The organism is Amycolatopsis echigonensis (assembly GCF_014174495.1).
Taxonomy (GTDB): domain Bacteria; phylum Actinomycetota; class Actinomycetes; order Mycobacteriales; family Pseudonocardiaceae; genus Amycolatopsis; species Amycolatopsis echigonensis.
Genome location: NZ_JACJHR010000017.1, coordinates 32,191 through 56,438 on the forward strand (window position 1 = coordinate 32,191; position 24,248 = coordinate 56,438).

Sequence of the window (24,248 nt, forward strand, 5' to 3'; positions counted from 1 at the left end):
GGTCCGCGAGCCAGAAAGCGACTCAAGGGCGGCGGATTCCGACACCTGTACCCTCAAGAAGGTGGATTTCGACTACGACGATCTCGACCGGCAGCTCGTGCACGCCCTGCAGATCGACCCCCGGGCTTCGTTCAGCGCGATTGCCGAGGCGCTCGGCGTGTCGGATCGCACCGTCGCGCGCCGCTACGCCCGGCTTCGGTCCGCCGGAGCGGTACGGGTCATCGGTGGTGTCAACGAGACCCCTTCCGGTGCGGTGCGCTGGTTCCTGCGCATCCGGTGCGCGCCTGCCGCCGCGGGCGCGGTCGCCGAGGCACTCGCGCGGCGGCCGGACACCGCGTGGGTGAGCCTGACGTCCGGCGGCACGGAAATCACCTGCACAGTCCGCATCGAAAACGAGGCCGACAGCGAAGCGTTGCTGCTGGCCAAACTCCCCCGCACGCCACGGGTCGAAGGTGTCACCGCGCATTCGGTGCTGCACGAGTTCTACGGCGGCTCCGACAGCCTGGTCGCCAAGCTCGGCGTCCTGGATGAAGCCACCGTCACCCAGTTGCGCCCGCCGCCGCTTCCTCGCCGACCGGGCCGAGCGACCCTCGACGAGGGCGACCGCAAGCTCCTCGCCGCACTCGCCGCCGACGGCCGTGCCGGGTTCGAACAACTCGCCGCCGCGACCGGCTGGTCCCCCACCACGGTCCGCCGCCGCATGGCGGAACTGCGCGAACGGGACGTGCTGTATTTCGACCTCGACCTCGACTGGCGGTTGCACGGCAGGGGAATCCGGACCCTGCTGTGGCTTTCGGTCGCCCCGGCGGCGCTGGAAGAAACGGGTGCCGCGCTCGCCGCGCATCCGGAAGTCGCCTACGCCGCCGCGACCACCGGCCCGACCAACCTGTACGCGACAGCGGTGTGTGCCAGCCAGCACGAGCTGTACCGCTACCTCACCACCAGCGTCGCCGCGCTTCCCGCGGTCACCCACGTGGAAACCGCGCCGGTGATCAAAACGGTGAAACAGGCAGCGAACCGGCTGTGACGCAGGACGAACGGGCGCCCTCCCGGTCGGCGGTTGACAGCGCGCGGACCGTCCGTCGATGATTCGTTCGGCCTTTCCCGGTGGGAAATTCCCGAACGCGTCCGCGAACTGTCCCCGCTTTTTCGAGGAGACCTCGATGTCATCGGTCAGCCGTCGCCGGTTCATGCACCTCGCCGCGGCCACCGCCGCCGGCACGGCCTTGCCCGCGAGCATCGCGCGCGCGGCCTCGGTGCCGGCCGCCGTGCGCACCGGCACCCTCGCGGACGTCGAGCACGTAGTCGTGCTGATGCAGGAAAACCGGTCGTTTGACCACTATTTCGGGACCCTCAACGGAGTCCGCGGCTTCGGCGACCCGCGCCCGGTCTCCCTGCCGAACGGGAAATCGGTGTGGCACCAGGCCGACGCGAGCGGCGCCGAGACGCTGCCGTTCCGGCCGGCCGAGGACAACCTCGGCCTCACTTTTATCGAGGACCTCAACCACGACTGGAACGGCACGCACACCGCGTGGAGCACCGGCCGGTGGGACAAGTGGGTCCCGGCGAAAACCCGCACCACCATGGCCTATCTGACGCGCAAGGACATCCCGTTCCACTACACGCTCGCCGACGCGTTCACCATTTGCGACGGTTACCACTGCTCGATGCTGTCCTCGACCGACCCGAACCGGTATTACCTGTACACCGGCTGGACCGGGAACGACGGTTCCGGCAACGGACCGGTGCTGGGCAACGAAGAATCCGGCTACGGCTGGACCAGTTTCCCGGAAATCCTCGAAAAGGCCGGGGTTTCGTGGAAGATCTACCAGGATGTCGGCGAGGGGCTCGACAAGGACCACGGCTGGGGATGGACCAAAGACCCGTACATCGGCAACTACGGCGACAATTCGCTGCTGTACCTGACCCAGTACCAGAAATCGGTCCAGGGCACGCCGCTCTACGACAACGCGCGCACCGGCACCCGCGCCACCGCGGGCGACGGTTTCTTCGACCACCTCGCCGCGGACGTCAAAGCCAACCGACTGCCGCAGGTTTCCTGGATCGTCGCCCCGGAAGCGTACTGCGAACATCCGGCGTGGCCCGCCAATTACGGCGCCTGGTATGTCTCGGGCGTGCTCGACGCGCTCACGTCGAATCCGGAGGTGTGGAGCAAAACCGTTCTGCTGATCACTTACGACGAGAACGACGGGTTCTTCGATCACGTCGTGCCGCCTTATCCGCCGCGCGACGCGAACTGGGGCAAATCGACGGCGAGCGTCGCCGGGGAATGGTACGAAGGCGGCGCGGCCGCGTCGTACACCACCGGAATGCCTTACGGACTCGGCCCGCGCGTGCCGCTGCTGGCCGTCTCGCCGTGGAGCACCGGCGGCTGGGTCTGCTCGCAGACTTTCGACCACACGTCGCTGATTCAGTTCGTGGAAAAGCGATTCGGCGTGCACAACCCGAACATTTCGCCGTGGCGCCGCGCGGTCTGCGGGGACCTCACGTCGGCCTTCGACTTCACCGGAGCCGACAGCGGTGTCCCGCCCCTACCCGGCACCAGCGGCTACCAGCCGCCCGCCGACCACAGCACTCCGCCGACCTACCATCCGGTGCCCCCGTCGAACGGCTCGCTGCCGAAACAGGAACCCGGCACGCGCAAAGCGCGCCCGCTGCCGTACGACCTGGCCGCGGACACCGAGGCCCGGGACGGCCGGATGTACTTCACCTTCACCAACCTCGGCGACGCCGGAGCCGGGTTCCACGTGACGTCCCGGATGCGTTCCGACGGACCGTGGCCCTACACCGTCGAAGGCCACAAGTCGGTCACCGACAGCTGGCGTCTGCCCAGCGGCGCGGGAGACGGGTACCAGTACTCGGTTTTCGGCCCGAACGGCTGGCTCCGCGAACAGGCCGGGACGATTGGCGGCCTGGGCCCGGAAGTCACCGCCCGGCACGACGCCGGGTACGTGACGGTGACGTTCACGAACCCCAGCAGCCGGACGGTCACCTTCACCGGCGTCGACGCTTACGCGGCTTCGGAGGCTTACAAATACACGCTCGCCCCGGGCACTTCACGGGTAGTGCCGAAGTGGGGCGTGGCCAACGGTTGGTACGACATCACGGTGAAGGCGGATCACGACAGCCAATACGTCCGCCGCTTCGCGGGCCATGCGGAGACTGGCCAAGCCTCCACGAGCGACCCGGCCATCGCTACCAGCTGATCAGTCCCTTCACGGCTTCCGGAAGCCAGCCACCGCCAGGCCGACGATCACCAGCACCACGGCCAGCCCGCCGAATCCCGCACCCAGCGTCGCCGCCGACGCGAGCGCGCCGACCAGCAGCGGTCCGCCCGCGTCCCCCAGCTCCCGGCCGACCTCCGCGGCTCCCATCGTCTGTCCCAGCCGTTCCTGGGGCGCGGAACCAGCCAAATGCGCGAACCCGATCGGCGTCGCCACCCCGACCCCGACACCGATCGCCACCGCCGCGGCCACCACCCCCGCGACGCCGGGCACGAGCGCGCCCAACGCCAGCCCGGCCGCGGTCAGCAGGAGCCCGCCGGCCATTCCCCCTCCGTCGGGAATCCGCCCGGCGTCCCGGAGCCGGCCGGCCCACGGCTGCACCAGCGCGGAACACAACGCCAGCACCGACACCACCGCACCGGTCGCCACCGTGCTGAGCCCGCTCGCCGCGCCGGTCACCGGCAGGAATCCGATGCCGACCGCGAGCGCACCCGTCGTTCCGGCCAGCACCGCGGTCGGCCGCAGGAACCCGGGTTCGGCGAGCCGACGGGCGAGGTCGAGGACGGTCTGACGCTGCCGCGGCAACGGCTCCGGCGAGGACACCGCGAACGCGGCCCACCCGGCGACGACGAAGGCCAGCACCGCAAGAGTGCCGAGCAGCAAGGAAAATCCGCCCAGCATGATCAGCACGCCGCCGAGCAACGGGCCCAACGTGTACCCGACGCTCTTCCAGGCACCGTAACCGCCGAATGCCCGGCCCTGCCGTTTCGCCGGCGACAACCGCGCCACCAACGCCCCGGCCGCGGGCGAGAAGGCCGCCGCGGCCGCCCCCTGGCCCAACCGCGCCAGCCCGACCGCGGCCGGATTTCCCGCGACGACAAAGGCCGCCGACGCGAGCGCGAACGCCAGCAGCCCGCCGAGCAGGACCGGCCGCGGCCCGATCCGGTCGGCCAGCGACCCGAACACCGGTTTGAGCACGACCTCGGCCCCGTCGTACACCGCGAGCAGCAGTCCCAGGGTCAGCAAGGAATCGCCGTGCGTGTACGCGCCGAGGCTGGCGGCGATGCTGTGCGCGCCGAACGCGGTGACGAACCCGGCGGCGTACAGCGGACGCAGCTCAGCAGAACGCATGGGAACCCCTCAAAATCCGCAGCACTGTGCCGCCCTCACATCTGGTGCAGGGCTTGGAAAACCTGCTCGGTGTAGTCCGCGAGCCGTTCACCGCAATGCTTCAGCCGCTGCTCGGCCTCCGCCGCCGAAGGCGCGCCGAACACGTCCCGGGCCTTGAGCTCCCGATGCCAGCGCCGCAGCCGCTCGAGGCTCTGCTCTTCCTCTTCGAGCTCCGCCATCGTGAACTTGCCGATCCGGATTTCCTTGTCGATCTCGGCGTCGAACTTCCCGCAGTCGGCGACGAACTCCGTCCACTCCTCTTCCCGCTCGGCGGTGAACAGCTCCGCCAGCCGCGAACCGTCCCGTTCCGCGGCGTCGAGCGTGATCACCTCGCCCTCGCCGCGTTCGGCCAGCTCGGCGACCCGCGCGACGCCGCCGGCGAACCCGGGCACGTCCGGCACCGCCCAGGCGCCCTGCCCGAGCGACAACGCACCGACGCGCCGCAGCTCACGCCATACGGCGACGCGGTGCCGCGACGGTCCGGACGGCACCCGCACCACCAGCACCAGCCATTTACCCTCTGCCACAGTGCTGAATGTAGCACGTGTTACATTCAGCCAGGTAGCGTCGCCAGGAACGGGCCGATCGTCCGGTCCACCAGTGCCCGACGGTCCGGCAACGGCAGCGAGAGGCACTGCAGCGTCACGCCGTCGATCATCGCCAGCACCTGCGCTGCCGCTTCCTCGGACAGCCCGGCGTCGACATACCACTGGCGCAGTTCGCGATCGAGCTTCGCGCTTTCCTTCCGCAGCACGGGATCCACCACGGCCGCCGCCGCGTACGCGAGCCACACCCGGGCACGCCGGGCCCGCGGTTCGTCCAGCGGCAGCCACAGCTCGACGAAACCGGCGATCGATTTCGGTTGCGCCGCTTGGATTTCGGCCAGGAACTGCTCCCGCGCGTACTCGAACCCGGCGCGCACGAGGTCGTTCTTCGTCCGGTAGTAATACTGCACCTGAGCCGGCGAAACACCCGCCGCAGCGGCGACCGTCCGCACGCTGAGCGCACCGATTCCCTGCTCTGCCAGCACATTCAGCACGGCATCGAGCACATGGGCGGCACGCTTCACCGCCGAGACGCCCCCGTGCGCGCCCGCCACGCGACCGCGAGCAGCTCCAGCACGCCCGTCGCGACGTGCCCCCTTGCGCCGGTCATCCGACCCCCTCCTATACGAACGTACAATACGATCGTACAATACGATCGTACAGGACTAGCTGCCCGCCGCGGCGTCCTTCCGTGCGACCAGCCGCTCGACGATCCCGGCCTTGCTCCGCTCCGCCCGCTCGACCTCGAACCCGGCCGCGGCGAGCAACGGCAGCGGCCGGCGGGTCAGGTAATCCCCCAGCCGCCACACGCTCAGCTTCTCCAGCAGCCGCTGGGCGGCAAGCACCATCCGGCGGTCGCTGGCGACGTGGTCCAGCAGCAGAAGCCGCCCATCCGGCCGCAGCACCCGGTGCATCTCCGCGATCGCGCCGCGTTCGTCCGGAACGCCGCACAGCCCCAGCGTGCAGACGACCGTGTCGAACGTGCGGTCCCGGAACGGAAGGGACTGCGCGTCGGCCTCGGTCAGCGTCACCTCGCGCCCGATCTCGGCGGCCCGGCGGCGGGCCAGGTCCAGCATCGACGGGCTGAGGTCGATCCCGGTCAAGCGCACCTCCGGCGGATACAACGGCAGGTTCCGGCCGGTCCCGACGGCGACCTCCAGCACCTCCCCCGCGGCCTGCCCGCACACCCACTCGCGGCCGTCCGCGAGCAGTGCCCGCTCGAACCACGCGATCTCGCGGTCGTACCGCGGCGCGGCCTCGTCCCACGTCCGCCGCAGCCAGTCCGTTCCCCGCTCCGCCATCGTCGCGAACTCCTCTCCGTCGAGGTCCTCCGCCCGCTACCCTCGCACCCCGCGGGGAATCGACCTATCCGGCGCCGACGGGCTGTCACAACCGCCCGGCGGCCGGCGTCCTATGGGCGATCGACCCCGAACGCGAAGGAGCCACCCATGTCAGCGCCCGGCGAAGCGAGCCCGGACCTCGCCACCGAGACCTTCCTCGCCCACCGGAACCTGCTGTTCACCGTGGCCTACGAGATGCTCGGCTCGGCCGCCGACGCCGAGGACGTGCTGCAGGAAACCTGGCTGAAATGGGCTGGCGTCAACCTCGACGATATCCGCGAGCACCGTGCCTACCTGGTCCGGATCACCACCCGCCAAGCCCTGACCCGGCTGCGCACGCTCGGCAGGCGCAAGGAGTCCTACGTCGGCACCTGGCTGCCCGAGCCGCTGCTCACCGCGCCGGACGTGGCCGAGGACGTCGAACTGGCCGACAGCGTGTCGATGGCGATGCTGCTGGTGCTCGAAACGCTGCGGCCGACCGAGCGCGCGGTGTTCGTGCTGCGCGAGGTCTTCGACGTGCCGTACGACGAAATCGCCGAAGCAGTCGGCAAATCCCCGGCCGCGGTGCGGCAGATCGGGCACCGGGCGCGGTCGCACGTGTCCGCCCGCCGTCCGCGCGGCGACGTCACGCCCGCCGAAACCCGCGGCGCGCTCGACGCGTTCCGGAAGGCCGTCGAGACCGGCGACCTGCAGGGCCTGCTCGACCTGCTCGCCCCGGACGTCGTCTTCCTCGGCGACGGCGGCGGCGTGAAGCAGGCGGTGCCGCGGCCGATCGTCGGCGCCGACAAGGTCGCGCGGCTGCTGGCCGCCGGGAGCACTCAGCTCCCCGCGCCGCTGCGCCCGATGCAGGTCAACGGCCACCCGGCGCTGGTGCTCACGCTCGACGGCGAGGTGGACACCGTGCTGACGCTGCGCATCGACGAGGGCAAGATCACCGGTCTGTACGCGGTGCGGAATCCGGCGAAGCTGTCGCATATGGACACGGAGACCGCCCTCCGCCGCTGACTCCGGCCGCCGCTACGCACCGTAGCCCCGGTTCTGGCGCGCGCCACCCGGTCGGCCCATGCCATCCTGGTCCGGCCAGGGGCGGCCCGCCGGGCCGCCGCCGTACCGAGGAGAGGACCGACGTGGGCGTTGTCAGCTGGATCGTGCTGGGCCTGATCGCCGGATTGATCGCGAAGGCCCTCATGCCGGGCAAGGACCCGGGCGGCTGCATCATCACCATCCTGCTCGGGATCGGAGGCGCGTTCGTGGGCGGCTGGATCGGCAAAACGCTGTTCCACACCCAGCTCGGGACGTTCTTCGACCTGCGCACGTGGGGTCTCGCGGTGCTCGGCGCGCTGGTCATCCTGACCGGCTACCGGCTCATCGTGGGCAACCGCCGCCGCGACTGACCCGTGCGGGCGGCCCGCTGCCGGGCGCGGCGGGCCGCCCTCGCTCCGGGAAATCCGAACCGGATTCCGCGCCGCCGCCCGGCGGTCTCCGGCCCGGTCCCGGACTCACCCGGACGGGGCGCCGAATCGGACTCGGCCCCGGATTCCGGCCGCGTTTCGTGGCAGAATCAGCGGAGAAGTCCCGGCAAGGTCGACGGGCGGAGCGGACGATGGCGCTGCGCGACCACGAACAACACCAGCTGGACGAGATCGAACGGTACCTCGCCCAGGAGAATCCGCGCCTGGCCCGCCGCTTCGAGAAATTCCGCCCGATGCCGGTGCTCTCCTTCGCCGCGGCCGCGCTCGGGGTGCTCAGCGTGTTCCTCACCGGCCTGGTCACGCTGGTCGTCGGGTTCGGCATGGGGTCCGCGGCGCCGATCGCGGTGGGCGCGGTGCTCACGACGGCGATTCCGCTCGCGATCGTCTGGTTCTACCGCTGCCGCTGGCGCTGACGGCTCAGGCTGCGACGCGTCCTCGCACGAAACGGCGGTACAGCCCGAATCCCGCGATCGCGGTGACCGTTTCCCAGGCGATCGTCGTGATCACCGACACCGACAGCACGTCGATCCGGTCCGGTGACGAGGGCCGGAGCCGGCCCCGCGCGTCCACGCGGACCCGGGTCAGGCCGCGCGCCGCCGGGTCGGAGCGCAGCGGAATGGCGGCTTCCTCGGTGCCGCCGTCCGGGGCGGTCCACGTGACGCGCCGGGTGTCGGGCACCGCGGCGCCCTCGCTCCCGCGCAGCGCGCCGGATCCGGGCTGGACGGCGGCGACGACAGACTGGCCGGGCGCGCGGCCGATCGCCGCCGAGCCCTGCCGGTGGATCCACAGCCCCAGCCAGACCCCGGCCGCCGCCGAGACCGCGACGGCCGCGGCCAGGACCGGAAGGAGGAACACGCGCCCGCGCACGGCGGACGCGCGGAAACCGCCAGAAGCCATGCTCCGAGAATGCCGCGAAAACCGGGAGAATGGCAGAGTTCGCGGGCAAATGTGCCCAAGTCGCGGAAAAAGCGCCCGCGGCGGGCGCCTCGGAGCGGAACCTCCACCCAAATTCACCCGTTCTTTTCACTCATTCGTGCGTAACGCCACGCAGAGGCAACCCGGCCGCCCCAGTGGCGGTTTCCTCCGAAGCAGGTCGCAGAGCCGGTGATGCGCGGGCGTTCTCTCCCCGCCAAGAAGCCCGGCGGCGATGCAGAGGTCCGTGACGGGCCCCTTGACGGAATCTGATTTCCTCAGTGGCCCCTCACGGACTTCCGCGGGAGAGGAGAGCGGGACGGCACTCGGCAGCCGCCGTGGCCCATTCCGCACGGTGAGGAGCACCCGCGCCCGCCGATTGTCCGCCGCGTTGTTTATTGCCGCCGTCTTCCGCCAGTACGGGGAATTCTCCCGAAACGCACCGGCATTCCCGTCATCCGCCGGATGCGCTCAGCAACGCCAGCCCGGTGGCCGTCACCGCGTGCCGGACGGTGTTCCCGTCCCGTCGGCTCTCCACCAGTCCCGCGCGACGCAGGACCCCCGCGTGCTTGCTCGCCGCGACCGGGGTCACGCCGATCTGCCCGGCCAGTTCGGCCGCGGACAGCGGCACCGCCAGCGCGTGCAGCGCCCGGGCCCGGGTCTCGCCGAGCAGCTCCGGCAGCGGGTCCTGGGCGGCCTCGATCGTGCGCTCCGCGGTCCTGCCGAGCGCTGCCGACGGCTCCGGTTGCGCGACCCGGAAATACGCCGGAATCACGAGCAACCCTCCGAAGCAGACACTGCGGTCCGCGGGCGGTTCGGCGGACAACTCCGGCTTCGCCCAGCGAATCGGCGCGGCACCGGCCCGGATACCGCGGACGGCCGGCGCGAGCGGAGTCTGCCGCGCGATGCCGTACGACGTGAGCGCCGTGCCGAGCAGCCCGCGAGCCCCTTCGGCCAGTTCGCCGGACCAGGACGGCGCGGCCCCGTGCACGAAGAACGTCTGGAGGTCGCCGCGCAACCTCGTCTTCTCCACGTGCACGACGCCGTCCCCGGCGACCGGCCCGATCTCTCGCCGCCGCTCCGCCGGTCTCAGCACCCCCGTGTGCCGGACCGTCGCCTCGCCGCGGCCGGACTGCCCGCCCGGCGGCAGCGCCTTCATGGCCCGGCGGCGCCACTCCAACGCGGGCACCGGACGGGGGTGCGGAAACAGCCCCTCCCGGCGAAGTTGCTTGCGAGCACGGGCGGACCAGACCCGCAGCGCGCCCGCCGGACGGCGGCTCTGCAGCGCGGTGAGGCTCAGCACCAGTTCCCACAGCGGATCGGGGCCGGTGCGCCGCCTCGTCCGGCCGAAATCGTCGTCGGTGAAATGAATGCGCAATGCCATGTGGCTCCCCCTGCCCCCGGCATGGTTGCGCTTCCAGGGTGCCGCGCCGATCCGCCGCTGTCCAGGCGCTTTTTCCGTTCGGGGAAGAATCCGCCGAATGCCGGCGAATCTCGCTGAATCAGGTGGTTCTCGGACAGACGGTCAGCCGCGAGACGAGACAAATCGTCTCACCGGATCCGGGGCCCGCATTCGCCGGACGTGCACGGTGCACGTTCGGATGCACCTGTTTTCCGGCGGTGCGACCGGCTTCCGGGGTGCGCGGGCGGCGCGCCGGGCCAGCGGTCCCGACATTTGCCGCAACGATTTCCCCCACCCGGGCGACTATTTCCGCGGGAATGCGAAACGGGGCCCGGCCGCGTGGGCCGGACCCCGTTTCCGGTGTCGCAGTGCGAGGGCCTCAGCTGAGCAGAAGGCCGTTGCCGCCGGCGACGGCGTTGTCGAAGCGCTTGCTGATCTCGGCCCAGTTGAAGATGTTCCACAGGGCGTTGACGTAGTCCGGCTTGACGTTCTTGTAGTCCAGGTAGAACGCGTGCTCCCACACGTCGACCAGCAGGATCGGCACGGTCGGCAGGATCAGGTTGTTGTGGTGGTCGCGCAGCTGCTGGGTGATCAGCGTCTTGCCGATCGGATCCCACGACAGCGCGCCCCACCCGTTGCCCTGGATCGTGGTCGACACGGCGGTGAACTGGGCCTTGAACTTGTCGAACGAGCCGAACGCCTCGTCGATCGCCGCGGCCAGCTCGCCGGTCGGCTTGTCCCCGCCCTCCGGCGAGAGGATCTTCCACCACACCACGTGGTTGGCGTGCCCGGCCAGGTTGAACGCCAGCGTCGTCTCCAGGCCCACGATCGAGCCGAAATCGCCCGCCTCCCGCGCGGCGGCGAGCTTGTCCAGCGTGTCGTTCGCGCCCTTCACGTAGGTCGCGTGGTGCTTGCTGTGGTGCAGCTCGTTGATCTCGCCCGAAATGTAGGGCGCGAGAGCGCCGTAGTCGTAATCGAGTTCGGGCAGCTCGTACCGGGCCATGGGCCCTCCTTCTGTCTTCGACATCAAGTCTTGCCCCCTCGAACCTAGTAGCACACCCGTGCCCCGGGCGAGCGGGGGCGGCCTCGGCGCCACGGGCTGGAACCTGGTTGAGTGAATGTTCAACTTCCGGTACGGCGGGGATCGCCCGCCACTCAGCGTGACCGTTTCGTCCGCTCCGCCCGTGGCGTCCGGCACCCGGTACGGTTGGCCCATGGCGACGTCCCGGCTCGGCAGCGTGCAGCGGGTGCTGCTGCTGTTCGCGCTCACGCTGGGCATCGCCGTGATGCACCACGTGCCCTCCCCCGGCGCCGGGCATGCGATGACGAGCCAGATGTCCGTCGTCCAGGCACACGACGCCGCCCCGGCCGCCGAATCCGGCATGCCCGCCGGCGAGCATTCGATGCTGCACCTCTGCCTGGCGGTCCTGTACGCGGCCGGCGCGCTCGTCCTCGGTTTGCTGGCCTTCCGCCGCCGCCCCGCCGTGCAGGCGGTTTTCGACGGCACGCGCGGCTCCCCCGCCGCCGACCGGCCGCCCGACAGACGGGGCCGGGCCGTCCTCACTTCTCTCTGCGTGTCGCGGACCTGATCGGTATTCGCTTTCCGGTCTTTCTTCGCAATTTTCCTTTTGGAGAGAAGGTTTTTTCGTGCGCAAAATCTTTTTCAGCGGTGCCGTGCTGGCCGCTTCGCTGCTGCTCGGCGCGTGCGGCGGCCCGGAATCCCCCGCTCCCGCCTCCAGTTCGCAGGCGGGCCACAACGCCGCCGACGTCGCGTTCGCCCAGCAGATGATCCCGCATCACCATCAGGCGCTGGAGATGGCGAAAATGGTACCGTCGCGCAGCAGCGACCCGAAGGTCGTCGACCTGGCCGGCCGGATCGACCGGGCGCAGGACCCGGAAATCCGGCAGATGCAGGGCTGGCTGAAAGCCTGGGGAGTCGCGGCCACGAGCCATGCCATGCCCGGCGGCCACGAGATGTCCGGCGACCACGCGATGACCGGCATGATGTCCGACGCCGACATGAAAAGCCTGGACGCCGCCAAGGGCCCGGCCTTCGACCGGTCGTGGCTGGACATGATGGTCAAACACCACCAGGGCGCGGTCGAGATGGCGAAGACCGAACTGGCCCAGGGCTCGGATGCCGGCGCCAAGGCGCTGGCGAAGAAGATCATCGAGGCGCAGCAGGCCGAGATCGCTGAGATGCAGGGATTGCTGAAGGGCTGACGCGGTGAGGGGCCGGGGCCGCTTGGGCGGCCCCGGCGCCTTGCTTCCGGGCTGTCGCGCGCCGCGGAAGGCGGGCGGAGTCTGCGGGAACTGCCTGCGAGACAGCAGGAGCCCGCCCCGGAGGTCAAGGCCGCTGGATCCGGCCGTGCCGACCGGATCCAGCGGGGTCTCAGCGCCGCAGTTTCTCCGGTGCTTCGTCGATCAGCCGCAGCAGCCGCACGGCGAGGGCCTGGCAGGCGGTGCCGGTCAGGCCGGTGTCCTCTTCCAGCACGGCTCGGACGGAGGCGATGCGCTGGTCGTATCGCGACACGTAGGTGATTTCGTCGGGCATGATGCGGTCCTCTTTCTTGGCTTTCCTGGTTGTTGCGAGGGTCTCGGAGGAGCACGCGCACCGGCGGTGCAAGCCGCCTGACGCGGTCGCGGCGCAGTAGCGGCTCGCGATCGCGTCATGCGAGTCGTTTCCGTGGGGGCAGACCGCGCAGGCGCCGGAGGGAACGCCGTCGCCGAACAGGATTTCCGCCGCGCTGGACTCGCCGTCCGCGGTCACCGGGCGCCGTTTACCGCGCGAGGCGCCGTCCGGAGCGGACTTCCGACCTGGTGCAAATGCCGCAGGACGTCCGCGTACGTGCGGAACAGCCCGCCCTGGCTGTAGCTGATCCCGCGGGCGAGGCAGAAGTCCCGCACCAGCGGCTGCGCCCTCCCCAGCGTCGCCATCGGGATGCTGGGGAAAAGATGGTGCTCGATCTGGTAGTTCAGCCCGCCGAGCGCGTAGGTCATCCAGCGGCCGCCGCGGACGTTGTGCGACGTCAGCACCTGGCGGCGAAGGAAGTCCAGCCGGTGCCCGGGTTCCAGGTGCGGCATCGCCTTGTGGTTGGGCGCGAACGAGCATCCCATGTAGACACCCCACGCGGCGTGGTGCACGACGATGAACACCACGGCGATTCCGGGCGGCAGCAAGAGAAACACGGCCGTCAGGTAGGCGGCGACGTGGACGGCGAGCAGGACCGCGTCGAGTCTCGGGGACTTGGTCCCGCCGTGGCGCACGGCCTTGATCCCCGACCAGTGCAGGTCGACGCCTTCCAGCAGCAACAAGGGAAAGAACAGGAAAGCCTGGTATTTCGCCATCCAGCGCAGGAAACCCGCCTTCGCCCGGCCCTGCCGGGTGCTGAACGCCAGCGCGGGAATGTCGATGTCCGGGTCGGCGTCCTCGAGGTTCGGATTCGCGTGGTGGCGCGTGTGCTTGCCGACCCACCAGCCGTAGCTCAGCCCGACCAGCGCGGCCAGCGCCGTGCCCGCCGCGTCGTTCGCGCGGCGGCCGCGGAAGATCTGCTTGTGCCCGGCGTCGTGGCCGAGGAACGAGAGCTGGGTGTAGGCGACGGCCAGCAGCGCCGCCGTGCCGAGCTGCCACCAGCCCGCCGCGAGGAGCGCGAGCAGCACCCACGCCCCGCCGAACGCCAGCAGCGCGATCCCGCCGCGCACCAGGTAGTGCCCCGGACGGCGGCGGAACAGGCCCGCCTCTTTCACCAGGGCCGAGAGTTCGGCGAACTCGCTTCCGTGCCCTGATCTGCCCGTCTGTCCGTCCATATTCCAGCTCCGCATCGGATGGTGTGCCGGACGACCGCGGTGGTTCGACAGAGGCGAGGACCCGGTATCGGCGGTGCGGGCAGGTCCCGCTCTCCTCGGCAGCCGTGACGGCTCGATCGCATCACCGAGGTCCAGGGTCTTGCTGCCGAGCCTACACCCGGCTCGGCAGCCCACGCCCGCCCGGCGGAGGGACCTTCTTCCGGGGACGCCGGGCCAGGTCCATTCGAGTGCTCTCGGCGGTTCCGCGCCGCGCCGCGGAATTCCCTTGCGACCACCCGGTCTTCCGCGAAACCGGACTCGTTCGCCGCTGCCGCCGCCCGATGTCCGCGCATCCGGCAGCGCGCCCGGCGCGGTCGAGGGTGTACTCTCGGCGGTGTCCGAGAACATCTCGTGCGCCGACAGTCCCGGCCCCTCGCGGCCTGGACGAACGCATGCCCTGTCGTCGGGCCCACGGCACACCACCGTCACCCCTCGCGGCCTGTCAGCCGCCGAGCTGCCCTTGCTTCGGCCGCCTCCGCGGCATCAGTCAGTGGCGCCCTCTCGGGAAGGCGGTGGTGCGACGTGGACCAGCCGTCCGGTTCCTCTGTTCCGCCGCGGTCTCTTGCCGCTCTGAAAGGAAAACTCATCACTGCCGCAGTCAGTATGCCGCTCTTCAGCCATCCCGTCGCCGAAAGCCCGCGCCCCGGCGCTCTCGTCCGGCCGCAGGACACTCGCTACGGCGGTCTCTTCCGCCAGCCCGCGGTCCCGCCCGCCGAGCGGACCGAATCGCAGCCGCCGCAAGGGCGAGCGCACGCACGGCGACACCGTCGCTGACCCGCGCCCCGTCGCACCGGAGACCGCCGCGCCCGAGTCTCCGGAGAGGAGTGCCGCGATGACGTCAGCCCCGCACAGCGGCGCCGCGAGCACCGTGATCGAACCCGCCGAGGTCGGCAACCGCTTGCGGCTCAAGCAATCCGGTGCCGTGAAGGGCTGTTTCGACGGCGCGTGGCGGCCGCTCTCCCTTGACCCGGTGACGGAATTCAGCGCGCTGGTCGCCGCGCTCTCCCGCCGTTCCGGACCGGTCGACCGCATCGGCTTCAACCCGGCGGCCTGGGGCCTCGCGCCCGCCCACCTCGCACACGGGCCGGATCTCGTGCGGCTGTCCGGATTTTTCGGTCTCCAGCAGCACACCGTCGTGGTGATCGGGCCTCGTATCCGGCATCTGACGCTCCTGGTGATCCCGCCGGAAACCGGCGACGCCGCCGCCGAACGCGCGCTGGCCGCGGCCTCGGCGTCCGACAGCTTCGGCACCGCCGAGGAAATCCTCCGCGGATGCGGCGTGCTGCTGCCCGATCGGCGGTCGGCCGAGAGCTGACCTTTTCTGGTTCACTCGAGCACATGGCCGAGACTTTCGGAGTCCCCCGACCGGACAAAATCGACTACTACGCCCAGGTCGCCGAAGCCGGGCGCGACTACAAACGGCACGTGCTGGCCGCGCTCGACCTGCGCCCCGGCTTGACCGTGCTGGACGTCGGCTGCGGCCCCGGCACCGACCTGCCCGCCATGGCCGAAGCGGTGGGTTCCGCGGGCGCGGTCCTCGGGGTGGACACGGAACCGGGAATGGTCGAGGAGGCGGGACGGCGGACCTCCGGGACGCCGCAGATCTCGGTCCGGCTCGGCGATGCGCAAGCGCTGCCGCTGGCCGACGCGAGCGTCGACCGCGCTCGGGCGGACCGGATGGTGCAGCACGTCGCCGATCCCGCCGCGGTTTTCGCTGAACTGCACCGGGTGCTGCGGCCGGGCGGACTGGCGTGCGTGGCCGAGCCGGACTGGGACAGCCTGGTGGTCGACCCTGGGGAACGCTCGACGAACCGTGCGTTCAACCGGTTTGTGTGCTCGACGATGGTGCGGAACGCGACGGTCGGCCGTTCCTTGGCGCGGTTGGCGCTGGGGGCCGGGCTGGAGGTGCTCGACGTCTCGGTCGCCGCACCGGTCTTCCGCGATTTCGGTGCGGCGGACAAGATTCTCGGCTTGAGCCGGAACGCCGAACGCGCGGTGCGGGCGGGTCAGCTGGACCGGGCCGCCGCGGAGGCGTGGCTGGCGGCGCTTGCCGCGGGGCCGTTCTTGGCGGCGAGCATGGTTTTCGTCGGGGTGTTCGTCAAGCCCGCCCCTTGACCATCTCGGCGATCCACACCGGGGCGTACGGCGAGGTGCAGTTCGGCGGTGTCGGATAGTCCTTGAGCACTCCCAGCCGCTCGCCGATGCCGATCGCGCGGGCACGCAAGCTCGGGTTTTCGATGCCGATCTGGGCGAGGCAGTGGTTCATCGCCCACTGCAACCGCTCCGGGGCGGCTTTCATCTCGGCTTCGATGACGTCGAGCAGCCCGGGAAGGTCCAGCCCGTCGGGCTTCTTCGCGACGCGGTCCACGGTGAGCGCCCAGCCCGCGCTCGCCACCACCGGGTCGGGGTCCTCGAGCCAGGCCACGCGGAGCTCCTCGGCGTGGCGGCTTTTCTTGACGATGTTCGCGACGAGCCAGTCCTGGACCTTGGGGGTGCCCGCCTCGCGCAGCATCGCGTCGAGGTCATCGCGGTCGAACTGCTTCGGCCGCGCGACGAGGAGCGCGAGCAGGCGGGCGTTGGTGTCACCGGTCCGCCAGAGTTCACGGGCCAGCTCGGGCTGGGCTTTGAGCTCTTGGGCGAGGGCGCGGAGCTTGCCGAGGTTGACGCTGTGGTCGTCGCCGTGGTTCTCGTTGACGGCCCGGATTTTGGGGTCGTCAAGCTCCGCGAGCCGGGCGAGGACCCCGGAAAGGGGTGCGTCGACCACGGAAACCTCCCTGCTCAGGTGCGGACGGGGTCGAGATTACGCGAAACGCGCGGTAACGCTCGCGGGCCGCGGGACGTCTTTCGACCATGACCCGTCGCACCGTCGCCGCCATCGCGCTGGCCTTGGCTCTGGCCGGATGCGCCGGGGATCCGCCTGCCCAGCACGCCGTCGCGGTACCGTCGCCGACGAGCCAGCCCAGCCCGGAACCCGCGCCGTCCACGACGACGGCCCCGACCGCGACGACGCCGACTGCCTCGACCCCGGCCAAGGCAACCAGCGCTCCCAGGACCGCGGCATCGAAGACCAAACGGCGCGACCCCGCGACCAGCCCGGGTTGCGGCCAGCGGGCAGTCGACGCGGGCAAGTTCAATCCGCGTTGCAAGGAATACCAGGGCTATCTCGACCCCGGCGGCCCCGGACGTCCGAAGACCTCCGGGGAGATCCAGCACGAATGGGCCTGCCAGCAGGGCTACCTGCCCCCGGCGGAATGCTGACCCCCGGCCAGGAACTCCTCCGGAGCGGGGATCGGCACCCGCACCCAGTTGTTCACCCGGGTGAACGTCGCGCCGCCCATCCGGCCGACCGGCTGGTACACGTCCTGGTCCAGCCGTCCGTCCGGGCGCAGCAGCCGGTCGTCCACCGCGACTCCGACCACCTCGCCGAAGACCAGGTGCGCGCCCCGGAACTCCTCGATCTTCACCAGCGTGCACTCCAGGCTCGGGCCCGTCCCGGCCGGATGGGGCACGGCGATCCGCACCCCGGGCGTCCACGACAACCCGACGTGCTCCGCTTCGTCCACCGATGAGTCCACTGTGGACGCGGTGCGCGCGACGAGTTCTTCCTGCCCGCTCAACGCGATCGTGATCGCGAACTCGCCGCTGGCCTCGATATTGGCCAGAGTGTCCTTCGACGCTTCCGAAATCGAGAAGACCACCGTCGGCGGGTCCATCGTGAGCGGCGCGAAGTAGCTGAACGGCGCGAGGTTCCGCACGCCCGCGCCGTCCACTGTGCTCACCCACACGATCGGCCGCGGGACGACGGCGTTCTTCACCATCCACACGAAAGCGCCGCGATCGGCGTCGGTATTGCTGCTGTACACGAAACCTCACTCTGTCGCCGCACCCGAGCACGTCGAATCCGACCGTACGCTCAGCAACTCCTCATCCGCACCGGTGACCGGATCGTGGGCAAAACCGCCTGGTTGGAGCAGGTTCCCGGGTAACCCTCCGTGTGCTCCAGCCAGTCTGCACCCCGCAGTGGCCGCGCCGGACGCGGCGCAAGCTCAGCCGCGCGCGGCGGTCAACGCGGCGAGCACCCGCTCCCGGCTCGGCACGTCGAGCCGGCAAGCGTCGCCCGCGACCGGGCCGGGCGTTCCCATCACGTCGACGCCGTCGACCAGGATCGTCGGAGAGCGGTAGCGGCCGACGCGTTCGACCACCGACGCGTCCAGACGGCTCTCGGCGAGGCACTCCGCGACCAGCGACCGGGCCGCCTCGGCGTTCGGGCAGTCCGGGGCGGTCAGCAGTTCCACCCGCGTCCCGCGGATCTCCGGCCCGGTCGTGCACATGGACCCAGCCTAGGCCGAAATCGGTCCTTGACAATCCGCTTCCGGGTAAAAGCTCCGGTGGCCCAGGACGTCGAAAGCCACAGTCCGGTGGGTACGTCGCGTACCAGCTACCTCACGGGGACGCCGCCGGAGGACCCGGTCGAACGGAACGTCTCAAGCAACCGGCTCACGCTGCGCGAGATCCTCCTGCACGGGCTGGACGACGTGATACGACGGCAATACCTGCCGCACGCCCGCGTGCTCCGGTCCATTCCCGGCGCCCGGCGCCGCTGCCAGGCCTCACCGACATCGGCGACGGCGTGATGTGCCTGTTCGCCGCCCGCACCGAACTGCTGCCGTACTCCGACGACGAACTCCGCGCCGCCACCGGGCTTCAACTTCGGAACCTGACGGTTTCCTTGGCCCGCACGTGGAATCCGAAAGCACCAGCGTGCCGATCGAGCCCTGGCCGACCACCTCGGTGACCTTGCTCGGCGACGCGATCCACGCGATGAGCCCAGCAGTCGGCGTCGGTGCCAACACGGCCCCGCGCGACGCCGATCCCCTCCCCGCGCGGCGGGAGTACGAGGCCGCGATGATCCGCTACGGCTTCGACGCGGTCCGCACGTCGGCGAAGTCCGGGGCGACGCGCATGGGCCAGCCTCCGCTCACGCAGGCTTGAGCAGCGGAACGTCCCGCGAAATCTCGCGGAACCCGACGCTGTCATACAACCCGCGCGCGGACGGATGTCCAGGCGCGCCAAGGCAGGCGACCGTCGCGTGGGTGGCTCCGGCCGCCCGTGCGCGGTCCATGCCGTGCAGCAGCATCGCGCGGCCCAGCCCACGTCGCCGGTAGTCCGGATGGGTTCCGACCGGCTCGAACTCGGCGGTTTGGTTCGCCTCGTCCAACCACATGATCGCGGACGCCGCCATCGTCCCGTCCGGTGCTTCGACCAGGAAGTGCAGGTCGCCGCGATATGCCGGGGTCGTGCGGACGCCCTCGTAGCTTTCCCGCGAGTACGCGACAGTGCCCCAGGCGTCGAGATGAGCCCGGACGGCGGCCTCCGGCCCGGCTTCGGCTGCGGTGCGGAAGCGGAATCCGTCCGGCAGCACCGGCTTTTCCAGCACCTCGAGGTCGCGTTCGTTCAGCTGTGTCCAGGATCCGGTGTCGCCGAGGCCGTCCGGATCGGGCCGGTAGCCGTGCGCTGCCCAGCGTTCCAGGCCGAACTTGTCCGCCGCGCCGGGCAGCGCGGTGCGTTCGAGGCCGTCCGCGGTCGCGTCGAACCAGTCGATCACCTCGTCGACCAGTCCGGCGTGGTCGGGATGGACCTGAAAGGCGAGATACGCACCGGTGATGTCTTTGACCGAACCGTCGCTGCGCCGCACGCTCCGCGGCAGCTGCGCCCAGCCCCACGCGACGAGATCGTCCCCGGCGAACCACAGCCGGCGGACCCAGCTCGCCCCTTGCGCGGCGTGCGCTTTGCCCCAGTTCCAGGCCAGTTCGCCGTAGGAGGCGTCGCTGTTGACGAGCTCCGGCCGCACCGCGGTGATCCGCTGCGCGAGTTCCTGCATGAGCAGCACGTCCGCGGCGGTCAGCAGATCGGTCATGGCCGGACTTTGTCAGCCGGGCGGCCGGGCGTCGACCGGTTTTCCGCCGCAGGCGCGAATCACCGCGTCGGCGAGCAGGTCCGTCGGATCCAGCACCCCGGTCGCGCTCCTCGCCGCCAAGGGAAGTTCCGTGCACGCCAGCACCGACAACGGCGCGTCGACCTCCGCCAGCGCCCGGTCGAAATGCACCGCTCCGCCGGCCCGGTCGCCGCGCTTCACCGCCGCGACCGCCGCGTCGACTTCCCGCTGTCCCGACTCGGACGGCACCACCCACTCGACCCCGGGCACTCCCTGTTGGTACAGCCCGGCGGCGATCGTCCCGCGCGTGCCGAGCAGTCCGACCGGCCCCGTCCGTCCGGCGAGGAATTCCGCCGTTTCCGCGACCATGTCCACGAACGGCACCCCGCTGTCCGCCGCCAGCTTTCGCAGGAAGAAATGCGCGGTGTGGCACGGAATGGCGATGACGGTCGCACCGAGCTCGCGCAGTTTTTCCGCCCCGGCAAGCAAAGCCGGGTACGGATCGGTGCTTCCGTCGAGCACCGCGGCCACCCGGTCCGGCACCGTCGGGTCCGCCCAGATCGCGACCCGCAGATGGTCCTGGTCGCGCTCCGCGGCCGTCCGCGCGATGAGCTTCGCGTAGAACTCGGCGGTCGCCGCGGGACCCATGCCGCCGAGGATGCCCGCGATCACTGGAAGGTCGACCGGTAGCCGAACAGCCCGGCGACGCCGCCGGTGTGCACGAACACCACGGTGTCGGTCGCGGCGAACCGGCCCTCCTCGATCGCGCCGAGCAGGCCGGCGAAGCCCTTCCCCGAGTACACCGGGTCCAGCAGGATCCCTTCGGTCTCGGCGAGCAGCCGCACCGCGTCCACCATGGACTGGGTCGGCACGCCGTAGCCCTCGCCGACCCAGCGGTCGTCCACGAGCACGTCGTCGCGGGAAACGTCGGCGCCGATCAGCTCCGCCGTCCGGCTGGCGAGGCCGTGCACCGCGTCGATCTGCCGCGCTTCCGGCTGCCGGACGCTGACGCCGAGCACTCGAGCCGGGCTGTGCACCGCGCGCAACCCGGCGACGAGGCCTGCCTGCGTGCCGGTGCTGCCGGTCGCGTGCACGACCCAGTCGACCGGGACCGGCGCGGTGTCCAGCTCCAGCGCGCACTGGACGTACCCGAGCGCGCCGATCGGATTCGACCCGCCGCCGGGGATCACGTACGGCCGCCGTCCCTCCGCGCGCAGCTTCGCGGCCACGTCTTCCATCGCCGCTGGCATATCAGTTCCGGCCGGGACCCGGTCCACGATCTCCGCGCCGAGCAGTTCGTCGAGCAACACGTTGCCGGAGTTTTCGTACTCCTCGTCGCGCACCTGCCGTTGTTCCAGCAGCAGCTTGCAGGCCAGCCCGGCGCGCGCGGCGGCCGCGGCGGTCTGGCGGGCGTGGTTGGACTGCGTCGCGCCCTGGGTGATCAGCGTGTCGGCACCCTGCGCGAGCGCGTCGCCGACGAGGAATTCCAGCTTGCGCGTCTTGTTGCCGCCGGTCGCCAGACCGGTGCAGTCGTCGCGTTTGATCCAGAGGTCCGGTACGTCCCGGCGGCGTTCGCGCAGCCGCGCGGTGAGCAGGTCCAGCGGTTCGAGCGGGGTCGGGAAGTGTCCGAGCGGGAAGCGGGCGAAGCGCGTCGTCTGTACCACGGACGCCATCGTGCTTGCCGGACCCGGCCGCTGTCCACCGCGTCCGTCACGGGTGCAGTTCGGCCCGGATCACCTGCGCCGCCTGCGCCAGCCGCGCCCCGATCGCCGAGATGTCAGCCGGACCGGTCAAATACACCACCGCGAGCGCGGCCGGATGCTGCCCGGGCACCGCGAGCGGCACCGCGATCGACGACAGCCCGGGGATGACCTCGTCGTGGCTGGTTTCGTACGGCGTTTCCTCCCCGCGCAGCTGCCGCAGAATCGCGCGGCCCGGTGCGCCGTCGGTGATCGGGTGCCTGCTGCCCGGCCGCCGCGCCACCGCCGCCGTCGCCTGCCGCGGCTCGACGCTGGCCAGCGTGACCACGGAATCCTCGCCATCGAGCGTCGCGAGGAACGCCGTCATGCCCAGTTCGTTCGCGAGCACGGTCAGCTCCGGCAACGCGGTCGACTGCAGATCGCGGGAAACGTTGCGCGCCAACGCCGCCAGCCGCGCTCCCAGCTCCAGCTCGCCGTTCGCGCCGCGCACGACCAGGCCGTGGTCCTCGAGCGTGCGCACGATGCGGTAGGTGATCGACCGGTGCAGCCCGAGCCGCGACGCCAGCTCGGCGATCGACAGCGGCGCGTCGGCCTCGGCGAGCACTTCCAGCGCGGTGAGCCCGCGCGACAACGTCTGCGACCCGGCTCCTTGCTTGGCTTCCGTCACGACTCGGTCCTTCCCCGCGGGGTCTTGTGCGCCGGAGCGGCCCACCTTAGCATCGACGTACTCCATAATTGAACAACGAGTTCGATTATAGAACACGGTCCCCTGACTGTCAGTGCTTCACGATGAGGTGAGGAAACTTATGCAGTTCCACCACCACGGCTACGTTTCCGGCGAACCGCGCGTGCTTCCCGCCGCCGGAACCGGGATCGACCGGCCACAGGAACTGCCGGACGAGGTCGACGTGCTGATCGTGGGCACCGGTCCCGCGGGCATGATCACCGCCGCGCAGCTGTCCCGGTACCCGCGCGTCACCACGCGGATCGTCGAACGCCGCGGCGGACGGCTCGAGGTCGGGCAAGCGGACGGGATCCAGGCGCGCAGCGTCGAAACGTTCCAGGCCTTCGGCTTCGCGAACCGGATCGTCGAGGAGGCGTACCGGATCACCACGATGTCGTTCTGGAAGCCCGATCCGGCCGACCCGACGCGCATCGTCCGCTCGTCGCGCGTGCCCGACGATCCCACCGGGATCAGCGAATTCCCGCACCTCATCGTGAATCAGGCCCGGGTGCAGGACTATTTCGCCGAGTACATGGCCCATTCGCCGAGCCGGATGAAGCCCGATTTCGGCCTGGAATTCCGGTCGCTGACCATCACCGAGGGCGACGAATACCCGGTGGCCGTCACGCTGCGGCACACCGCCGGCCCGCGCACCGGCGAGGATCGCGTCGTCCGGGCCAAATACGTGGTCGGCTGCGACGGCGCGCGCAGCGCGGTGCGCGAGTCGATCGGCCGCAGGCTCGTCGGCGACCAGGCTCTGCACGCGTGGGGCGTGATGGACGTCCTCGCCGTCACCGATTTCCCGGACATCCGCACGAAATGCGCCATCCAGTCCCACGACGGCGGCAACATCCTGCTGATCCCGCGCGAGGGCGGCTCGCTGTTCCGGATGTACGTCGACCTCGGCGAGGTGTCCGAGGACGATCACGGGGCCGTGCGGAAGACGACGATCGACCAGATCATCGCGCGCGCCAACGCGATCATGCGTCCCTACACTCTGGACGTCAAGAACGTGGCCTGGCACAGCGTGTACGAGGTCGGCCACCGTCTCACGGACAAATTCGACGACGTACCCGTCGGCGACACCCGGCTGCCGCGCGTCTTCATCACCGGCGACGCCTGCCACACGCACAGCGCGAAAGCCGGACAGGGCATGAACGTCTCGATGCAGGACGGGTTCAATATCGGCTGGAAACTCGGCCACGTCCTCGACGGCCGCGGTCCCGCGTCGCTGCTGGCTACTTACTCCGCGGAACGCCAGCTGATCGCGAAGAACCTCATCGACTTCGACAAGGAATGGTCGACCCTGATGGCGGCCCGGCCGGAAGACCTCGCCGATCCGGCGGAACTGGAAGAATTCTACGTGAAAACGTTCGAGTTCCCGTCCGGTTTCATGACGTGCTATCAGCCGTCGGTGCTCATCGCCGAACCGGACCACCAGCACCTGGCGACCGGTTTCCCGATCGGCAAACGCTTCAAATCGGCTCCGGTCATGCGGGTCTGCGACGCGAACCCGGTCCACTTAGGACACCACGCCCAGGCCGACGGACGTTGGCGCATCTACGTGTTCGCCTCCGCCCGCCCGGTGGCTGAATTCGCCGACTGGCTGGGGAATTCCCCGGACTCCCCGGTGGTGGCCCACACGCCGAAGGACCTGGACATCGACGCGTGGTTCGACGTGAAGGTGGTCTACCCGCAGCCGTACGAGGAGGTCGATCTCGGCGAGGTGCCGGAGATCTTCCTCCCCCGCACCGGCCCCTTCTCCCTGATCGACTACGAAAAGGTCTACGCGGCGGACCCGGCGGAGGACATCTTCGCCGCCCGCGGCATCTCGCCCGGCGGTGCGGTCGTGGTGGTCCGGCCGGACCAGTACGTCGCGAACGTCCTTCCCCTCACCGCCACCGCCGAACTGGCCGCGTTCTTCGCCCCGATCTTCGCCGCCGACTAGCCGACGTCG

The 24,248-nt window shown here is 70.4% G+C and carries 29 protein-coding genes and 1 pseudogene; 13 read left to right on the plus strand and 17 right to left on the minus strand.

Annotation, left to right across the window (positions count from 1 at the left end):
- Nucleotides 1-61 precede the first annotated feature (61 nt).
- Both H5411_RS14285 and H5411_RS14290 read left to right on the plus strand, forming a co-directional pair.
- Entirely contained in the window at nt 62-1,027 is a 966-nt protein-coding gene (locus H5411_RS14285; RefSeq protein ID WP_101439061.1) for an Lrp/AsnC family transcriptional regulator, read from the plus strand.
- A gap of 136 nt (nt 1,028-1,163) precedes the next feature.
- Nucleotides 1,164-3,227, plus strand: a complete 2,064-nt coding sequence (locus H5411_RS14290) for a phosphocholine-specific phospholipase C (RefSeq protein WP_101439060.1) — start codon at nt 1,164-1,166, stop codon at nt 3,225-3,227.
- A 9-nt stretch (nt 3,228-3,236) separates the two neighbouring features.
- Here H5411_RS14290 and H5411_RS14295 read toward each other — a convergent pair whose 3' ends face one another.
- The 4 genes from H5411_RS14295 to H5411_RS14310 all read right to left on the minus strand — a co-directional run bounded on the left by H5411_RS14295 (nt 3,237) and on the right by H5411_RS14310 (nt 6,261).
- Nucleotides 3,237-4,376: an MFS transporter gene (locus H5411_RS14295; protein ID WP_101439059.1), complete on the minus strand. Its 1,140-nt coding sequence runs from the start codon at nt 4,374-4,376 to the stop codon at nt 3,237-3,239.
- Nucleotides 4,377-4,411: 35 nt separating this feature from the next.
- Nucleotides 4,412-4,942 carry a Chromate resistance protein ChrB gene (locus H5411_RS14300; RefSeq protein WP_101439058.1) on the minus strand — a complete coding sequence of 177 codons (531 nt, stop codon included), beginning with the start codon at nt 4,940-4,942 and terminating at the stop codon, nt 4,412-4,414.
- A 26-nt stretch (nt 4,943-4,968) separates the two neighbouring features.
- Nucleotides 4,969-5,484 (minus strand): TetR/AcrR family transcriptional regulator, encoded by a 516-nt coding sequence (locus tag H5411_RS14305; protein WP_158242547.1) that lies wholly within the window; start codon nt 5,482-5,484, stop codon nt 4,969-4,971.
- Nucleotides 5,485-5,625: 141 nt separating this feature from the next.
- Entirely contained in the window at nt 5,626-6,261 is a 636-nt protein-coding gene (locus H5411_RS14310) for a class I SAM-dependent methyltransferase (RefSeq protein WP_101439056.1), read from the minus strand.
- A gap of 147 nt (nt 6,262-6,408) precedes the next feature.
- On the opposite strand from H5411_RS14310, the gene H5411_RS14315 reads away from it, so the two are divergent.
- The 3 genes from H5411_RS14315 to H5411_RS14325 all read left to right on the plus strand — a co-directional run bounded on the left by H5411_RS14315 (nt 6,409) and on the right by H5411_RS14325 (nt 8,185).
- The gene (locus tag H5411_RS14315) at nt 6,409-7,305 is read left to right on the plus strand and encodes an RNA polymerase sigma-70 factor (protein ID WP_101439055.1); all 897 of its coding nucleotides are present in this window, start codon (nt 6,409-6,411) and stop codon (nt 7,303-7,305) included.
- Nucleotides 7,306-7,427: 122 nt separating this feature from the next.
- Nucleotides 7,428-7,694, plus strand: a complete 267-nt coding sequence (locus H5411_RS14320) for a GlsB/YeaQ/YmgE family stress response membrane protein (RefSeq protein WP_101439054.1) — start codon at nt 7,428-7,430, stop codon at nt 7,692-7,694.
- Between the two features lie 209 nt (nt 7,695-7,903).
- Complete coding sequence (locus H5411_RS14325) at nt 7,904-8,185, plus strand: DUF3040 domain-containing protein (protein WP_208637500.1); 282 nt, start codon at nt 7,904-7,906, stop codon at nt 8,183-8,185.
- A 4-nt stretch (nt 8,186-8,189) separates the two neighbouring features.
- On the opposite strand, the gene H5411_RS14330 is transcribed toward H5411_RS14325, so the two are convergent.
- From H5411_RS14330 to H5411_RS14340, 3 genes are all read right to left on the minus strand, one after another.
- Entirely contained in the window at nt 8,190-8,669 is a 480-nt protein-coding gene (locus tag H5411_RS14330) for a hypothetical protein (RefSeq protein WP_208637499.1), read from the minus strand.
- A gap of 469 nt (nt 8,670-9,138) precedes the next feature.
- Complete coding sequence (locus tag H5411_RS14335) at nt 9,139-10,068, minus strand: ArsR/SmtB family transcription factor (RefSeq protein WP_101439051.1); 930 nt, start codon at nt 10,066-10,068, stop codon at nt 9,139-9,141.
- Between the two features lie 397 nt (nt 10,069-10,465).
- On the minus strand, nt 10,466-11,089 hold the full coding sequence (locus H5411_RS14340; protein WP_009083877.1) for a superoxide dismutase: 624 nt from the start codon (nt 11,087-11,089) through the stop codon (nt 10,466-10,468).
- Between the two features lie 211 nt (nt 11,090-11,300).
- Here H5411_RS14340 and H5411_RS14345 point away from each other — a divergent pair, with 211 nt between their 5' ends.
- Both H5411_RS14345 and H5411_RS14350 read left to right on the plus strand, forming a co-directional pair.
- A complete protein-coding gene (locus H5411_RS14345) occupies nt 11,301-11,675 on the plus strand; it encodes a hypothetical protein (protein WP_101441226.1) in 375 nt (124 codons plus the stop codon).
- A gap of 58 nt (nt 11,676-11,733) precedes the next feature.
- Nucleotides 11,734-12,309: a DUF305 domain-containing protein gene (locus H5411_RS14350; protein ID WP_183124055.1), complete on the plus strand. Its 576-nt coding sequence runs from the start codon at nt 11,734-11,736 to the stop codon at nt 12,307-12,309.
- Nucleotides 12,310-12,478: 169 nt separating this feature from the next.
- Here H5411_RS14350 and H5411_RS47555 read toward each other — a convergent pair whose 3' ends face one another.
- The 3 genes and pseudogenes from H5411_RS47555 to H5411_RS14360 form a co-directional block, all read right to left on the minus strand.
- Nucleotides 12,479-12,640, minus strand: a complete 162-nt coding sequence (locus tag H5411_RS47555) for a DUF6307 family protein (RefSeq protein WP_183124056.1) — start codon at nt 12,638-12,640, stop codon at nt 12,479-12,481.
- Nucleotides 12,641-12,700: 60 nt separating this feature from the next.
- Nucleotides 12,701-12,856: pseudogene (locus H5411_RS49295) on the minus strand (RGCVC family protein); the annotation flags it as partial.
- Nucleotides 12,853-13,893, minus strand: a complete 1,041-nt coding sequence (locus tag H5411_RS14360) for a fatty acid desaturase family protein (RefSeq protein ID WP_183124057.1) — start codon at nt 13,891-13,893, stop codon at nt 12,853-12,855. The pseudogene H5411_RS49295 and the gene H5411_RS14360, both read right to left, overlap by 4 nt.
- An 871-nt stretch (nt 13,894-14,764) precedes the next feature.
- Here H5411_RS14360 and H5411_RS14365 point away from each other — a divergent pair.
- The gene (locus tag H5411_RS14365) at nt 14,765-15,247 is read left to right on the plus strand and encodes a DUF5994 family protein (RefSeq protein WP_183124058.1); all 483 of its coding nucleotides are present in this window, start codon (nt 14,765-14,767) and stop codon (nt 15,245-15,247) included.
- Nucleotides 15,248-15,270: 23 nt separating this feature from the next.
- Entirely contained in the window at nt 15,271-16,047 is a 777-nt protein-coding gene (locus H5411_RS14370) for a methyltransferase domain-containing protein (RefSeq protein WP_183124059.1), read from the plus strand.
- Here H5411_RS14370 and H5411_RS14375 read toward each other — a convergent pair.
- Nucleotides 16,031-16,696, minus strand: a complete 666-nt coding sequence (locus H5411_RS14375) for a DNA alkylation repair protein (protein WP_312878251.1) — start codon at nt 16,694-16,696, stop codon at nt 16,031-16,033. The two genes, H5411_RS14370 and H5411_RS14375, sit on opposite strands and share 17 nt — an antisense overlap.
- A gap of 86 nt (nt 16,697-16,782) precedes the next feature.
- On the opposite strand from H5411_RS14375, the gene H5411_RS14380 reads away from it, so the two are divergent.
- Entirely contained in the window at nt 16,783-17,190 is a 408-nt protein-coding gene (locus H5411_RS14380; protein WP_183124060.1) for a hypothetical protein, read from the plus strand.
- Here the strand turns inward: H5411_RS14380 and H5411_RS14385 are convergent.
- Together H5411_RS14385 and H5411_RS14390 are read right to left on the minus strand one after the other, a co-directional pair.
- Complete coding sequence (locus H5411_RS14385; protein WP_183124061.1) at nt 17,166-17,795, minus strand: flavin reductase family protein; 630 nt, start codon at nt 17,793-17,795, stop codon at nt 17,166-17,168. The two genes, H5411_RS14380 and H5411_RS14385, sit on opposite strands and share 25 nt — an antisense overlap.
- A gap of 183 nt (nt 17,796-17,978) precedes the next feature.
- The gene (locus H5411_RS14390; protein WP_101439042.1) at nt 17,979-18,263 is read right to left on the minus strand and encodes an alkylmercury lyase; all 285 of its coding nucleotides are present in this window, start codon (nt 18,261-18,263) and stop codon (nt 17,979-17,981) included.
- Nucleotides 18,264-18,320: 57 nt separating this feature from the next.
- Between H5411_RS14390 and H5411_RS14395 the strand changes: the two genes are divergently transcribed.
- Nucleotides 18,321-18,566: a hypothetical protein gene (locus H5411_RS14395; RefSeq protein ID WP_220816937.1), complete on the plus strand. Its 246-nt coding sequence runs from the start codon at nt 18,321-18,323 to the stop codon at nt 18,564-18,566.
- 106 nt (nt 18,567-18,672) lie between these two features.
- Nucleotides 18,673-18,924, plus strand: a complete 252-nt coding sequence (locus H5411_RS47025; protein ID WP_312878254.1) for an FAD-dependent monooxygenase — start codon at nt 18,673-18,675, stop codon at nt 18,922-18,924.
- Here the strand turns inward: H5411_RS47025 and H5411_RS14405 are convergent.
- Genes H5411_RS14405 through H5411_RS14420 form a run of 4 tightly spaced genes read right to left on the minus strand, consistent with a single transcriptional unit; the run spans nt 18,911 to nt 22,234 of the window.
- On the minus strand, nt 18,911-19,849 hold the full coding sequence (locus tag H5411_RS14405; RefSeq protein ID WP_183124064.1) for a GNAT family N-acetyltransferase: 939 nt from the start codon (nt 19,847-19,849) through the stop codon (nt 18,911-18,913). The two genes, H5411_RS47025 and H5411_RS14405, sit on opposite strands and share 14 nt — an antisense overlap.
- 12 nt (nt 19,850-19,861) lie before the next feature.
- Nucleotides 19,862-20,539 (minus strand): cysteate racemase, encoded by a 678-nt coding sequence (cuyB, locus tag H5411_RS14410; protein WP_183124065.1) that lies wholly within the window; start codon nt 20,537-20,539, stop codon nt 19,862-19,864.
- Nucleotides 20,536-21,531, minus strand: a complete 996-nt coding sequence (gene cuyA / locus H5411_RS14415; protein ID WP_460431642.1) for a D-cysteate sulfo-lyase — start codon at nt 21,529-21,531, stop codon at nt 20,536-20,538. Before cuyA ends, cuyB begins: the two co-directional genes overlap by 4 nt.
- A gap of 46 nt (nt 21,532-21,577) precedes the next feature.
- A complete protein-coding gene (locus tag H5411_RS14420; RefSeq protein WP_183124067.1) occupies nt 21,578-22,234 on the minus strand; it encodes an IclR family transcriptional regulator in 657 nt (218 codons plus the stop codon).
- Nucleotides 22,235-22,373: 139 nt separating this feature from the next.
- Here H5411_RS14420 and H5411_RS14425 point away from each other — a divergent pair, with 139 nt between their 5' ends.
- On the plus strand, nt 22,374-24,239 hold the full coding sequence (locus tag H5411_RS14425; RefSeq protein WP_183124068.1) for an FAD-binding monooxygenase: 1,866 nt from the start codon (nt 22,374-22,376) through the stop codon (nt 24,237-24,239).
- Nucleotides 24,240-24,248 lie beyond the last annotated feature (9 nt).